This is a genomic window from Citrobacter sp. Cpo103, assembly GCF_030332605.1.
GTDB classification, from domain to species: Bacteria; Pseudomonadota; Gammaproteobacteria; order Enterobacterales; family Enterobacteriaceae; genus Citrobacter; species Citrobacter portucalensis.
Genome location: NZ_JAOWHO010000010.1, coordinates 1 through 256, shown reverse-complemented (window position 1 = coordinate 256; position 256 = coordinate 1). Strand labels below are relative to the sequence as shown.

The 256-nt window shown below is 53.1% G+C and carries 1 protein-coding gene; it reads left to right on the top strand.

All coding sequences use genetic code 11. From position 1 onward, the window contains the following. Positions 1-256, top strand: a 256-nt coding sequence (locus tag OGX89_RS00055; protein ID WP_286559681.1) for an Ig-like domain-containing protein, incomplete at both ends; no start/stop codon positions are given.

Here is a 256-nt window from a genome sequence, read left to right as displayed (position 1 = left end):
GTGACGGCTGATAACTTTATCAACATCAAGGAATCGACGGACAATCACGGCAAGACCACCATCAGTGGCACGGTGAGCGGCGATGCAAAAGAGCATGACACCGTTCAGCTGGTGATTAATGGTCAACACTATTCGGGGGAAGTGGAGAAGCTGGCGAACGGCAATCTGGTCTACCATATCCCGGTGGATACCCAGAACCTGGTCAACAACCCGGTGATTCATGCCAGCATCCATACCACGGACGAGCATGGCAACG